14 protein-coding genes are annotated in these 12,706 nt (G+C 69.0%); 9 read left to right on the forward strand and 5 right to left on the reverse strand.

Translation table 11 applies throughout. The annotated features are described in order from the left end of the window. Positions 1–1,116, forward strand: a 1,116-nt coding sequence (locus HUU96_RS04030) for a hypothetical protein (protein WP_217430260.1), incomplete at its 5' end; no start/stop codon positions are given. A 27-nt stretch (positions 1,117–1,143) separates the two neighbouring features. Here HUU96_RS04030 and HUU96_RS04035 read toward each other — a convergent pair. Next, entirely contained in the window at positions 1,144–1,818 is a 675-nt protein-coding gene (locus HUU96_RS04035; RefSeq protein WP_174291572.1) for a hypothetical protein, read from the reverse strand. A gap of 45 nt (positions 1,819–1,863) precedes the next feature. Here HUU96_RS04035 and HUU96_RS04040 point away from each other — a divergent pair, with 45 nt between their 5' ends. From HUU96_RS04040 to HUU96_RS04075, 8 genes are all read left to right on the forward strand, one after another. Beyond that, positions 1,864–2,634, forward strand: coding sequence for an SDR family NAD(P)-dependent oxidoreductase (locus HUU96_RS04040; protein WP_174291573.1), 771 nt, complete (start codon positions 1,864–1,866; stop codon positions 2,632–2,634). Positions 2,635–2,797: 163 nt separating this feature from the next. Then, positions 2,798–3,574 carry a gamma-glutamyl-gamma-aminobutyrate hydrolase family protein gene (locus HUU96_RS04045; RefSeq protein WP_174291574.1) on the forward strand — a complete coding sequence of 259 codons (777 nt, stop codon included), beginning with the start codon at positions 2,798–2,800 and terminating at the stop codon, positions 3,572–3,574. Between the two features lie 181 nt (positions 3,575–3,755). After that, a complete protein-coding gene (locus HUU96_RS04050; protein ID WP_254604970.1) occupies positions 3,756–4,070 on the forward strand; it encodes a hypothetical protein in 315 nt (104 codons plus the stop codon). Next, positions 4,067–4,336 carry a hypothetical protein gene (locus HUU96_RS04055; protein ID WP_174291575.1) on the forward strand — a complete coding sequence of 90 codons (270 nt, stop codon included), beginning with the start codon at positions 4,067–4,069 and terminating at the stop codon, positions 4,334–4,336. The genes HUU96_RS04050 and HUU96_RS04055 overlap by 4 nt, the downstream gene beginning before the upstream one ends. A gap of 3 nt (positions 4,337–4,339) precedes the next feature. Then, entirely contained in the window at positions 4,340–5,623 is a 1,284-nt protein-coding gene (gene lysA / locus HUU96_RS04060; protein WP_174291576.1) for a diaminopimelate decarboxylase, read from the forward strand. Positions 5,624–5,754: 131 nt separating this feature from the next. Then, positions 5,755–6,975, forward strand: coding sequence for a GTP-binding protein (locus HUU96_RS04065; RefSeq protein ID WP_254604972.1), 1,221 nt, complete (start codon positions 5,755–5,757; stop codon positions 6,973–6,975). Next, the gene (locus HUU96_RS04070) at positions 6,972–7,625 is read left to right on the forward strand and encodes a DUF1826 domain-containing protein (protein WP_174291577.1); all 654 of its coding nucleotides are present in this window, start codon (positions 6,972–6,974) and stop codon (positions 7,623–7,625) included. The genes HUU96_RS04065 and HUU96_RS04070 overlap by 4 nt, the downstream gene beginning before the upstream one ends. A gap of 23 nt (positions 7,626–7,648) precedes the next feature. Further along, the gene (locus HUU96_RS04075; RefSeq protein ID WP_174291578.1) at positions 7,649–8,128 is read left to right on the forward strand and encodes a DUF6176 family protein; all 480 of its coding nucleotides are present in this window, start codon (positions 7,649–7,651) and stop codon (positions 8,126–8,128) included. A gap of 12 nt (positions 8,129–8,140) precedes the next feature. Here HUU96_RS04075 and HUU96_RS04080 read toward each other — a convergent pair whose 3' ends face one another. The 4 genes from HUU96_RS04080 to HUU96_RS04095 form a co-directional block, all read right to left on the reverse strand. Then, the gene (locus HUU96_RS04080) at positions 8,141–8,719 is read right to left on the reverse strand and encodes a TetR family transcriptional regulator (RefSeq protein WP_254604974.1); all 579 of its coding nucleotides are present in this window, start codon (positions 8,717–8,719) and stop codon (positions 8,141–8,143) included. Positions 8,720–8,876: 157 nt separating this feature from the next. Continuing rightward, positions 8,877–11,294: a TonB-dependent receptor gene (locus tag HUU96_RS04085; protein WP_174291580.1), complete on the reverse strand. Its 2,418-nt coding sequence runs from the start codon at positions 11,292–11,294 to the stop codon at positions 8,877–8,879. 72 nt (positions 11,295–11,366) lie between these two features. Then, positions 11,367–12,146: a class II aldolase/adducin family protein gene (locus HUU96_RS04090; RefSeq protein WP_174291581.1), complete on the reverse strand. Its 780-nt coding sequence runs from the start codon at positions 12,144–12,146 to the stop codon at positions 11,367–11,369. Between the two features lie 20 nt (positions 12,147–12,166). After that, positions 12,167–12,706 (reverse strand): NAD(P)-dependent oxidoreductase (locus tag HUU96_RS04095; RefSeq protein WP_174291582.1); only part of this gene is annotated, 540 nt, incomplete at its 5' end.

Consider the following 12,706-nt stretch of genomic DNA (forward strand, 5'->3'; position numbering starts at 1 on the left):
CGCTGCTTCGCGGCGCTGTGCGCCATGCTGCTTATCGGCGTGCCTGCGCTGCTCCGCGCGGCCGACCCGCCGCCGCCGGCCTGGCAGGGCGTGTGGCAGGGTGCGATCGGATCGCTGCCGGTACGCGCGTGCCTGGCAGGGGACCGCATCGGCCCTGGCGACGCGTTCGGCTCCTATTACTACCTGTCTAGGCTGCGCACGATCCGTCTGGAGCAACAGGGTACCAGCAGGATCTGGGTGGAGGGCTATGCCGTATCCAAAGGACCGCCGGTGCCGCGCTGGACCTTTGTCGAGGTCGGCCGCGACCGGTTGGCGGGCACCTGGAGCAACGGCAGCCGCACGCTCCCGTTCCGGCTGGCGCGGGTGGCCAGCGACGATGACGATGCGCCGTGCGGTAGCCAGGCCTTCAACGGCCCGCGCTGGCGACCGCTGACGGTCACGGCCAGCGCCGCGGTGAAGGACGGCGTACGCTACCGCGCGCTTGTGTTCGGGGCCGGTCCCGCCTTTCCCAGCATCGCCATGGCGGGGTTCGCGCTGATCGGCGACGACGCCGCCACCCGGCGGATCAACGCCGGCCTGCGCCAGCGGGTGCCGGGTCCGCAGGAGGATTGGCGCGGCTGCATCACCGGCGGCCTCGACGCGCACGGCGTCGATGGCGACCTCGATGCGACCCTCGCACCGACGCTGATCACGCCGCGCTGGCTGGGCGCGGCGCTGACCCAGGACGACGAGTGCGGCGGTGCCCACCCCAATAGCGACACGGTGCCGATGACCTTCGACCGGGCGACCGGCGCGGCGGTGAGGCTGCATGACTGGCTGAGCGACGCCGCGGTGGACCGGAGCGAGGCGAGCGCGGAACTGCCGCCGACCGTGCGTCCGGCGTTCCGCCGCCTGATCATCGCTGAGGCGGGTAACCTGGAGCCCGACTGCCGCGACGCGTTCGCCACCGAGGAATATTGGGACATCGGCCTCGACCGGCGGGGCCTGACCTTCCGGCCCGAGCTGCCGCATGTGACGCAGGCGTGCGCCGACGACGTGCTCCTACCCTGGGCGTCGCTGGCGCGCTTCCTCACGCCGGCGGGACGGGCCGGGCAGGCGAGCCTGTCGGCGCACTGACCCGAACGCGTCGTCGCGAACGGCGGATCAGGGCACGCTGGCGATCTGCGTGGACTGGTTGGGATAGTCCTGCAGCGCCGCCAGGCTGAGCGCCGACGCCACCTGCTCTTCGCTGCCGTCCCGAGCCGCGACGGAGCGGACCGTCACCGCCGCGCCGTGCCAGAGAACCGCTGGTCCGCCCCGCTTCCTGATCTCGAGGTAAAGCTGGGAGCGCATCAGCGGCACGAGGTTGTATTTGCCCGAGGGCAAGGGGAGGCTGAGGCCGGCCCCAGCCACCGATGGCCCTCCTGCCCTGACCTTGGCCCGCGCGGTGCCGACCTCCTCCTGGCGCAGGGTCACCTCGGCGATGTACGCCGCATGGTCCGGGTCGTTGAGGATCGTGAAGCCCCGTGCGCCAAGCGCTGCCGCGGCCGCAGTCACCACGGCGCGCGGCGAGGCATCATCGCCTGTGCCGGGCCGGGCGGCCTCGACGCAGATGGTGCCGTTCTGCGACGGAACAGCCGGCAGCGGCGCGGCCGACAGATGGGAGACGGCACCGAGCGCCAGCGCCGTGCCGATCGCCGCGCCAAGGGTCTTGCGTGCGGCCATGGCGATCTCGCTTTTCTTTGCAGACATGCACCGTAAACTCGCGAAGGCGAGCGGGGTTCTCACGGTGGCGGCAAGTATCTTGGCAGCTAACCGGACCACGAACGCAAGGATCATGACACGCTGACAAGCGGCTGATGTTGCGGTGAGAGAGGAGGAAGCATGAAGCTGGAGTTCCCTGAAGGCACCGTTCTCGTGTTCGGCGGCAGCGGCGGCATCGGCCGGGGCGTGGCGGCGGAGTTCGCCAAGGCAGGGGTGGCGGTCGCGATCTGCTACCGGTCCAGACAGGACCTCGCCGAAACGGCCGCGGCGGCGGCGCGCGCCAGCGGCGTGGAGGCGAGCATCCACCAGGCCGATGTCCGCGACGCAGCGTCGGTGGCGACGGTGGTCGATGCGGCGATCGCGGCGCACGGGCGCGTCCATACGGTGCTGTGGGCGGCGGGGCCGGTGGTGCCGCAGGTCGCGATCGCCGAGTGGAGCGACGACCAGTTCCGCAACGCGATCGAGACCGAGGTGTTCGGCTTCTACCACGCCGTGCGCGCGACCATCCCGCACTTGCGCGAACGGGGCGGCGGCTCGTTCGTCCACCTGGGATCGGCGGGGCATGACTGGTGGCCGAAGCTCGACGGCCTGTCGGTCGCGCCCAAGGCGGCCAACGAGTCGCTGCTCAAGGGCATCGCCAAGGAGGAGGGGCGGTTCGCGATCCGCGCCAACTCGATCCTGGTCGGAGTGATCGACGCCGGCCAGTTCAGGATCGGCCAGGAAGAGGGCTATTTCGACGAAGCCTGGGAACGCGAGACCAAGAAGCTGCTGGCGATGCCGCGCTGGGGCACGCCGGCGGACGTCGGGGCCGCCGCCTTGTTCCTCGCGTCCGATCAGGCGGGCTATGTCACCGGCCAGACGCTGTCGGTGTCGGGCGGGTTCGGCGTCTGACCGCCGCCGCCACCCCAGCTTCGCGCCGAGCAACATCTTCTTTCAATTCCTGGCGTTCTGATCGGGTATGCTTCCGGGCAGGAGGTGCCCGGATGAATCCCTCAGCCGTTCAGGCGTATCGGCCGGCCGGTTCCGCGCCAACACGGCCCCCCGAGGCGGCGCGATGACGGGGCGTCCGGTGATCGGCGTGCTGTGCTGCAACGAGGTGGCGGCGCGGCCGGTGCAGGTGGTCGCGAGCCGCTTCGTCGAGCCGCTGTCGATCCTTGCCGACGCGACGGTGCTGCTGGTGCCGGCGCTGTCCGACCTTACCGACACCATGGCGGTGTCGCGGGTGCTCGACGGCCTGCTCCTGACCGGGTCGCGCTCGCACGTCGCGCCGCGTCGCTATGGCGGCGTCGCCGGCTCGCACGCGGTTGATGAGGAGCGCGACGAGGTGGCGCTGGCGTTGGCCGGGCGGATGATCGAGGCCGGCAAGCCGGTCTACGGCATCTGCCGCGGGCTGCAGGAGATCAACGTCCTGTTCGGCGGCACCCTGTCGAGCGAGCGCTGCGCCGGGCGGCATCATCCGGGATCGTGGGACGCCGAGTACGACACGCTGTTCGACCATCGCCATGAGGTGGTGCTGACCGAGGGCGGCGCGCTGTCGATCGCCGCTGGAACCCGGCACCTGACCGTCAATTCTGTCCACGAGCAGGGGATTGACCGGCTCGGCGAGGGGCTGGCTGTCGAGGCGGTGGCGAGCGACGACGCGCTGATCGAGGCGTTCTCGGCGACCCCGTGCGGCGGCGACGTGCTGGCGGTGCAATGGCATCCCGAATGGGACGTCGACCGCGCGCCGGGCAGCCGCGCCTTCTTCTCGCTGATCGGCGCATCGCTGCGCCGCAATGTCGACGCCACCCCGTCGCCTTGCCGCACCGATGCTACGCTGCGCGGCCACTGACCCGGTCGCTTGAGGATCGGGGGCTTTGTTTCCGGAGAAGTGCCACATCGCGGCGAGCATATACCAGGCGGGCGTCAGCAGATTGCCGGTGAGGCGGATCAGCCCGGCGACGGCCGAAACACACGCAATCCCTATGCGCCGGCGAGGAAGCGATCTCGAAAGCCTATGGCGGCAGCCGTAGATGGCCGGTCGCGCGATGTCGCAATGCTGCGACGTCGGCGAGGGACGCAACGTGCAAATCTCCAACGATCCGGACGGTGACCAACGCAGTGTCATCAGGGTAGGGCAGGACAGGGCGGGCCACTGGCTCGCGCAGGAAAGCGGCGGCCGGCTGGAAGGCCGCTTCGTCTCGTTCGACGCCGCGCTGCACTTCGCCAGGGCCGAGCGGCATGGCTTTCCCGGTGCCGCCGTGGTCGTCGTGCGCGATCCGATCGTGCCGTTCGTCTCGTTCGATCCGGTCGGCCCGGACGAACGCGCCCTGGCGCGCGCGGCATGAGCGTGCGGACTCACCGGCATCTGCCGTGGCGCGTCGGCGGCCTGTCGCTGATGGCGGCTGGCTGTGCGTCCGCTGCGATCGGCGACGGTGCCTCGGCGATGTGGTCGCTGGCCGGCTTCGTGCTGGCGATCGTCGGGCTGGTACTGGTCGTGCAGGGCGGCCGCGTGCCGCTGGCGCTGCGCGTCGAGCGCAGCCGCCACCGCGAGCTGCCGATGGCGATCCACGCCCGCCGCCTCGCAGACCGCCTCACCCGATCCAGAGGATAAATCATGTCGCACTTCGCGCATCGCAACGGCTCGCTCCGGGCCGAAGGCGTCCCGCTGCCCGCCATCGCCGCGGCGGCGGGGACACCCGCCTATGTCTACTCCACCGCCGCGCTGCGTGACGCCGCGCGGCGGCTGCGCGAGGCGCTGACCTTCGTGCCGCGCAAGGAACTGTTCTTCGCGGTCAAGGCCAACCCCAATCCGGCGGTGCTGCGCGTGCTGGCCGACGAGGGCTATGGCGCCGACATCGTCTCTGGCGGTGAGCTGACGCGCGCGCGGGCGGCGGGGATCGCGCCGGCAAACATGGTGTTCTCCGGCACCGGCAAGAGCCCGCGGGAGCTGGCGATGGCGCTCGACGCCGCCGTCGGCCACGTCAACCTGGAGCTGGAACGCGAGGGCGAGGTGCTGGCCCAGCTGGCGGCGGCGCGCGGACTGACCGCGACGGCGCTGCTGCGCGTCAACCCCGATGTCGACGCCGGCACTCATGCCAAGATCACCACCGGGACCGCCAACGCCAAGTTCGGCGTGCCGACTGCCGAGGCGGTCGGCATCTACGATCGGCTCGCGGCGCTGCCGGGGTTGGCGATGCAGGGCATCGCTGTCCATATCGGCAGCCAGATCACCGACCTGACGCGGCTGGAGGCGGCCTATGTCCGTATCGGCGAGCTGGCGCAGGCGCTGCGTGCGCGCGGTCACCGCATCAGCCACCTCGATCTCGGCGGCGGGCTCGGCGTCGCCTATCGGCCCGGCGAAGCGGCGGCGGATGTCACCACCTGGGGAGCGATGGTGGCGCGGCTGGCGCAGGCCTGGGACGTGACGGTGATGGTCGAGCCCGGCCGCTTCATCGCCGCCGATGCGGGCGTGCTGCTGACCCAGGTCCTGTGGGTCAAGCCGGGTGCCGAACGCCCGATCGTCGTCGTCGACGCGGGCATGAACGACCTCGCCCGACCGGCACTTTACGACGCCTGGCACGACATCGAGGCGGTCTGTCCGAGCGGTGAGCGCTTCGACGCCGACGTCGTCGGGCCGGTGTGCGAGACCAGCGATACCTTCGCGCGCGGCCGTGCCATCGACGGCGTCGGCGAGGGCGACCTGGTCGTCATCCGTCAGGCCGGCGCATACGGCGCGACGATGGCGTCGAGCTACAACTACCGCGCGCTGGTGCCCGAGGTGCTGGTCGACGACACCCGCTTCGCGGTGGTGGCGGAGCGGACCGAGGCGGAGGACCTGGGCCGCTCGCGGCTCGCGCCGTGGATGCCGGCCGCCGCGCCGGGCGCGCGCGCGGCATGACGGCATGATGCAACCGACGGCTGCGCTGGATCGCGCCGCTGACCTGACGTTCCGCTCGCGCTTGCTCCGTTCGATCTTGACTTGAATGATATGGTGTATCATCAACCCGGCGAATCTTTGGAGAAACGCTGGTGCAAGCCAAGCTCGATGATCGTCTGCCGGTGACGGTGCTGTCCGGCTTTCTGGGTGCGGGCAAGACCACCTTGCTCAACCGCATCCTCGCCAATCGCGAGGGCAAGCGGGTGGCGGTGATCGTCAACGACATGTCCGAGGTCAACATCGACGCCGATCTGGTGCGCGAGGGCGACGCGGCCCTGACGCGCGGGGAGGACACGCTGGTCGAGATGAGCAACGGATGCATCTGCTGCACGCTGCGCGACGACCTGCTCAAGGAGGTGCGCACGCTCGCCGAGGCGGGCCGGTTCGATTACCTCGTGATCGAGAGCACGGGCATCTCCGAACCCCTGCCGGTCGCCGCGACCTTCTCGTTCGAGGACGAGGCGGGCGACAGCCTGTCGGACGTCGCCCGGCTCGACACGATGGTCACGGTCGTCGACGCGCTCAACCTGATGCGCGACTATTCGAGCCGGGACTTCCTCGCCGATCGCGGCGAGACGACGGGCGACGGCGATACGCGCAGCCTCGTCGCGTTGCTGGTCGAGCAGATCGAGTTCGCCGACGTTATCGTCATCAACAAGGCCAATGCCGTCCCGCCGGAACAGCTGAAGGTCGTCCGCCAGCTCTGCGCCTCGCTCAACGCCGATGCCCGCATCGTCGAGGCCGATTACGGCGAGGTGCCGCTCGACCAGCTGCTCGACACGCGCCTGTTCGATCCGGACGAGGCCGAAAACCATCCGCTATGGGCCAAGGAGCTGTTCGGTTTCGCCAGCCACCGGCCGGAGAGCGAGGAATATGGTGTCGAGAGCTTCGTCTATCGCGCCCGGCGGCCGTTCGACCCCGCCAAATTCTACCATTTCTCGACCGGCAACTGGCCGGGCGTGATCCGTGCCAAGGGTCATTTCTGGCTGGCGACGCGGCCCGACTGGGTCGGCGAGCTGGCGCAGGCGGGGGCGCAGGTCGTCTCCAGCGGGCTTGGGCGCTGGTGGGCGGCGGTGCCGAAGGATCGCTGGCCCGACGGCGATGCCTTCCAGCGCCATGTCGGCAACAAATGGGACGAGCTGTGGGGCGATCGCCGGCAGGAGCTGGTCTTCATCGGCATCGGCATGGACGAGGCGAAGATCCGCCGGCAGCTCGATGCCTGCCTCGTGCGCGACCAGGTGTTCGCGCCCGGCAAGTGGAAGCACCTGGCCGATCCGTTCCCCGCCTGGGGGCAGGCGGCGGAGGCGGCATGACGCTGGCGTGTCGGCGGGACGCGTCCGCGTCGGCCGATCACGTCGCCATCGGCCCGCGTCCCGACGTGCTGGACCAGGTGCGCTCGGAGGAGATCAACCTGGCGGTCTGGGAGCGCAGCCTCCACCCCGCGCTGGATCGGGCGATCGCCGGCCTCGACATCAGCGCCCTGCAGGACATCCGCATCGTCGCGACCCCCGACGAGGTTCCGGCAGCGATCGAGGCGGCGGCGCGCGGTGTGATCCAGGGCGACGGCCTGACTGCCCTGACGCACGACATCGGCGATCTCGCGCGCCGGTTCGCCGATATCATGGCCATCGGTACCGTCGAGATCCGGCTGGAGCGCATCGTCGGCAACGCCTGCTACAAATATCATTCCGACTATGTCAGCATCCGCCTCATCACGACCTATCTGGGGCTTGGCACCGAATGGCTCGGCGGCGACGAGTTGGCCCGTCTGGACGCGGGAGCGGTGCTCGATCGATTGGTGCCGCGCCGCCTCGATCGCGGCGATGTCGGCCTGTTCAAGGGCCGCAGCGCGACCTCCCGTCCGATCATCCACCGGTCGCCTCCGATCGCGGGCACCGGCGCGCAACGGCTGCTGCTCGTGATCAACCCGCCGCCGACTGACGACCTGGTACATCCGGCCTGACGCTGGTCACAGGGAGGTAACGCATGAGCAGGGACCGTCGGCGATTTGGCGGCGGCATGGTCGCCGGTATCGCCCTGATGCAGTTGCTCGGAGCGACACGGACGCGGACGCCTGTCGAGGAAGCGGCAACCCTGCGGCCCGTCAACGTCGTGCTCCACCGGTTCGACATGAAGCCGGGACAGCAACGCACCTTTCACGAGTGGATCGGTTTCCTCCACGCCCGTCATCGCGAAGCCGTGTCGACGCTTGCGCGCGAGCGGACCTATTTCGAGGCCATGTTCACCGCGCCGGACGAGCCGCGGCGGCTCTACTGGCTGACCGTCCAGGGTACCGGCGGTGCGCCGGTCGAGAGCTCGACACTCGATCTCGACCGGCGGCACATCGCCTATATGGATGCCGTTCTCGCCAAGGGGACGCACCGGCGGCTGACGACGCAGAATGTGTTGGCCGCCGATGTCATCGTCCGCGCGGTCCGCGACGCGCAGGGCGCGGAGGTGCCGTGACTGGACGCAAGATCACCCCGTCGAGCGGTCGCTCTCGACGAACAGGGCTTTCAACTCGCGCCAGGCGAGATCGAGGCGCTCGTCGAGACCCGGCTCGGGATCGTCGAGCCAGGATATCGTCGCCTGCACGAAGGCGGCCATCCCGATCCGCGCCGCAAGCCTGGTACGCGATGCTGCGGCACCACGCGCCTGCAGCGCGTCGCTCAACGCCTCGCTCAACGCGCCGGTCTTGGCCAGTTCGCGCTCCTGCAAGGCGGGCGTGCCGGCGATGACGTCCTGGCGCGGCTTGGAGAAGGGCCGGTTAGCCTCGAGCGCCGGCAGGACCGACCGGAACGCGTCAAACAATATGTCGAGCAGCGGTTCACCCGCCGGCGCGTCGGCGATCGAGCGCGTCAGGGCGGCTCGCAATATGGCCTCGCCATCGAACAGCACTTCGCGCTTGTCCGGGAAGTAGCGGAAGAAGGTCCGCTCGGTCACGCCGGCGCGCGCGGCGATCTCTGCGGCCGTCGTCCGGTCATAGCCGCACTCGCGAAACAGCTCCAGCGCCGCCCGTTGCAGGCGCGTGCGCACGTCTTCCTCACCCTTCGCCACCGGTCGCACCTCCTGCCTATCAGCGACCGACGACAGGCTGTCAGCTCCTGACGCTATGATGTTAGCACGTCTCCACCCGCCAGGGTCAAGGCTGCGACGCGCGTGGTCCCAAACGTCCGCGCTGCTCGTCCCTCGCTGCTTTCGAACAAGTGACGTCTCAATATCGATAGGCGACCTTGAAGAAGACGGTACGTGGCGGGTTCTGCGGCCCCTGCACCAAGGTCGTGCCGGCATAGGGCCCCGCCCGCAGCGCCGCGCCGACCGGCGTCAGGCTGGAGAAGTAGAAGGCGTTGCCGATGTTGCGCGCCGTCAGCGTGAAGGTCAGGTGCGCATCGGGCTCGAAGCTGACGAAGCCGTTGACGAAATGCTTGTCGCCGATGCGATATTGCGGGTTGTTGAGCGTGTCGGAGAAGTACGAGGTCTGCCAGTTGACGCTGCCGCCGAGAGTGACCTTGCCCAGCCGGCCCAGCGGCAGCTGATAGCTGGCCGAGGCGAAATACTGCCACTCCGGCTGGAAGGGAAACACCTTGCCAGTGTAGCTGTACGCCGGCACCGTGCCATAGGCCGGCGCGGCATAATCGTCGTAGCGCGTCTTCAGATAGGTGACGTTGAACGCCAGCGACAGCGCCGGCACGGGCTGCGCCGATGTCTCCACCTCGAACCCGTCGGTATGCGACGACGGCGCGTTGCCGCGCGTGCTGACATAGGTCGCCGAGATCGGGCTATAGGCCGTCACCGCCGTCTGCAGGTTGCTGTAGTCGTTGTAGAATCCGGTCAGGTTGACGCGCAAACGGCGGTCGAGCCAGTCGGTTTTGATGCCGCCTTCATAAGTGTTCACCGTCTCCGGATCATAGGGTAGCGCGGTCGACAGCGTCAGCGCGCGGTTGTTGAAGCCGCCGGCGTCGAAACCCTTGGCGTAGCTCGCGAACAGGAACGCGCTCGGCGTCACCTGCCAGGACAGGCCCGCCTTGGGGGTGAACGAGCGCCAGGTCTTGCTGTTGAGGACGGTGGCGTTGGTGAAGTTCACCTGCGCCGCCGATACCGCGACGCCCAGTAACGGGATCGCGCCGCCGGTCACCACCTGCGGATAGGTCGCCGGGTTGATGGGATTGCCGTCCAGGTCGTCGTTGACGCCTTGAAAGTCGAAGCGGCGGCGGATGATGATGTAGCGCCCGCCCGCGGTCAGCGTCAGCCGATCCGTGAGGTGGTAATTGGCTTGCAGATAGGCGGAATAGTTGCGCGTGATCGTCTTGGCGATCTGGTCGAAGGGCGCTGCCGGCAACGCCGCGTTAGTGGCCGGCAGGCCGGTGACGTAGCCGATGCGGTTGCTCTTGAAATCCTCGAACAGGTAGTAAAGCCCGCCGGTGACATCGAAGCGGTGCCAATTGCCCTGCAGCTGCAGCTCCTGCGTGAAGCTGTGCTCCTTGTAGGTGATGACATTGTCGGAGATGTCGACGGCGCGCGGCTGCGCTGCGTCGTAGGGCAGCCGGTTCTGGCCGTCATTGTTGTAAGCGACCGGGTCCTGGTCGAACCCGCGCAGCGCGGTGATCGAATGCACCGCCAGATGCTCGCCTAGCATATAGTCGATCCGCCCCGTCAGTCCGCCGGCGTGCGAGCGGTTGACCGGATAGCGGCCGGCATAGCTGACGTTCGGCTGATAGGGCGCGAGCGAGGTCGGGCTGTAGAGCGTGCCGCCGGTGATCCCGCCGAGACCGGACAGCGCCGCGTTGGTGGCGTTGTACGTGGTCGGCACATATTGCGCCGCCTGCGAATGGTCGATCGTGCCGTCGGCGGACAATGTCACCTTCAGCGCTGTTGTCGGCGTGAACAGGAGCTTGATGCGGCCGCCGGTGGTGTTCTGGTTGTTGACGTCCGTGCCGAGCGACGGGTTGCGGCTGTAGCCGTCATGCTGGTCATGCGCGACGGCGACGCTGGCGGCCAGCAGCCCCGGCACGATCGGCCCCGCCGCATAGCCGTGGACGTTGACGGTGTCGTAATTGCCGTAGCCCGCGTCGGCGCGCAGATCGAGTTTGTCGGTCGGGGTGCGCGTGACATAGCGGATCGCGCCGCCCGCCGAGTTGGCCCCGAACAGCGTCCCCTGCGGCCCGCGCAGCACCTCGACGCGCTCGACGTCGGTCAGGTCGGACATGCCGTTGATCGCCCGCGGCAGATAGACGTCGTCGATATAGACGCCCACCGTCGGGTCGAAGATCGGATCGCTGTTGCCGATGCCGCGGATGAAGAAGGTGTTGGTCAGCGGCGTGATGCCCGATGGCGGCGTGTAGAGGCCGGGGATCTGTCCGGCGAGATCGCGGGTGGTGACGACGTTCTGGTTGGCGCGGAACGCCTCGCCGATCACGGTGACCGCGACCGGCGTCGACTGGAGCCTCGACTCCCGCCGCGTCGCGGTGACGACGATGTCGGTCAGGCCGCTACCGGGGGCGGCGTCGGTCGCTTGGGGCGGCGTGGGCGTATCCTTGGGGTCTTCCGCCTGGGCGGAGGTCGCCACGAACAGGGCGAGCGGCGTCAGGCTGGAGGCCGCAAGCAGCCGCCACGCCCGGATGGTATCCGGCATGTCAAATCTCCAGGGAAGGTCTGGCGGCGGCCGAGCGTCAGCGCCCCGCAGCGCCGCCTGTGTCAGGCGGTGCTAGTCGAGCAGGTCGGGTTGCTCAGCGACGATGCGCGCGTAGAGCGGACCGAAGCCGAATGCACCGGGATCGGCACCGGTCATCTGGTTGGCGGTGTAGCGCGCCACCTCATGGCCGATCGGCTTGATCGTGCCGGCGGCCTCCGCGAGCAACTGCGTCTGACAGGTGTTCTCCATGACGACATAAGAGGCGACGGCGCTGTCGACGCTCTTGCCGACGGTGAGGATGCCGTGGTTCTGCAGGATCACCGCCCGCTTGTCGCCGAGCGCGCGGGCGATGCGCTCGCCTTCGGAACTGTCGAGGACGATGCCGCTGAACGTCTCGAACAGCGCGTGGTTCTCGTAGAAAAAACAGCTGTCCTGGCTGATCGGATCGAGCAGCCGCCCGAGCGCGGACCAGGCCTTGCCGTAGATCGAGTGCGAATGCGCCGCCGCGATCACGTCGGGACGCGCCTTGTGCAGCTCGGAATGGATGGCGAAGCCAGCCTGGTTGATCGGGTAATCGCCTTGGAGGATGTTGCCGTTATGGTCGACGAGGACGAGGTTCGACACCTTGATGTGGCCGAACCACGGCCCGAGCGGTCCCACCCAGAACCGGTCGTGATGCTCCGGATCGCGTGCGGAGATATGGCCGGCGAGGCTGAGGTCATAGCCGCGCTGCGCGAAGATGCGGTAGCCGGCGGCAAGCCGCTGCTTGCGATGCAGTCGCTCCTCCTCGATCGATCGCGAAGCCTCTTCGCGCGCGAGCCTGAAGGCCTTGGATCGGACGATCTGGTTCATGATGGGTCCCTTTTGGTGGATCAGTAGCCGGCGGCGGGGTCGACGAGATCGCCGGGGGTCTCGCCGCGCACGAAGCGGTCGAGATTGGCGGCGATCTTCTCGAACAGCACTGAGCGAACGGCGCCGTAGTTGGACGCGAGGTGGGGCGTCAGCAGCACCTTAGGATGCGTCCAGAGCGGGTGGCCGTCGGGCAGCGGCATCGGCTCGGTCACGTCGAGCGTCGCGAAGCCGAGCCGGCCGGCATCGAGCGCGGCGATCAGCGCCGCCTGGTCGAGCACCGACCCGCGTGCGACGTTGACGACGTGCGCCCCCGGCCGCGCATGGGCGAGGACGTCGGCATCGATGATGTTGCGGGTCGCGTCGGTCGCCGGCAGTGCGAGCACCACATCGTCCGACCGGGCGAACAGCGCGGCGAGGTCGTCGAGCAGCTCGACTCCGTCGATCGGGCTTGCGAGGCTCCGGCGGCGGACGGCAACGACATGCGCACCGAGCGCGAGGGCGCGGCGCGCGACCGCCTCGCCGATCGCGCCCAGGCCGACGATGCCGACCGTCCGGCCAGC

The sequence above is a fragment of the Sphingomonas bacterium genome (genome assembly GCF_903644135.1).
Classification (GTDB): Bacteria; Pseudomonadota; Alphaproteobacteria; order Sphingomonadales; family Sphingomonadaceae; genus Sphingomonas.

Bases quoted from the DNA above. Each gene is read 5' to 3' on its own strand.
- HUU96_RS04055 (WP_174291575.1), top strand. From the start codon at position 4,067: ATGAGCGTGCGGACTCACCGGCATCTGCCGTGGCGCGTCGGCGGCCTG.
- lysA (WP_174291576.1), top strand. From the start codon at position 4,340: ATGTCGCACTTCGCGCATCGCAACGGCTCGCTCCGGGCCGAAGGCGTC.
- HUU96_RS04050 (WP_254604970.1), top strand. From the start codon at position 3,756: ATGGCCGGTCGCGCGATGTCGCAATGCTGCGACGTCGGCGAGGGACGC.
- HUU96_RS04035 (WP_174291572.1), bottom strand. From the start codon at position 1,818: ATGATCCTTGCGTTCGTGGTCCGGTTAGCTGCCAAGATACTTGCCGCC.
- HUU96_RS04075 (WP_174291578.1), top strand. From the start codon at position 7,649: ATGAGCAGGGACCGTCGGCGATTTGGCGGCGGCATGGTCGCCGGTATC.
- HUU96_RS04070 (WP_174291577.1), top strand. From the start codon at position 6,972: ATGACGCTGGCGTGTCGGCGGGACGCGTCCGCGTCGGCCGATCACGTC.
- HUU96_RS04090 (WP_174291581.1), bottom strand. From the start codon at position 12,146: ATGAACCAGATCGTCCGATCCAAGGCCTTCAGGCTCGCGCGCGAAGAG.
- HUU96_RS04085 (WP_174291580.1), bottom strand. From the start codon at position 11,294: ATGCCGGATACCATCCGGGCGTGGCGGCTGCTTGCGGCCTCCAGCCTG.
- HUU96_RS04040 (WP_174291573.1), top strand. From the start codon at position 1,864: ATGAAGCTGGAGTTCCCTGAAGGCACCGTTCTCGTGTTCGGCGGCAGC.
- HUU96_RS04045 (WP_174291574.1), top strand. From the start codon at position 2,798: ATGACGGGGCGTCCGGTGATCGGCGTGCTGTGCTGCAACGAGGTGGCG.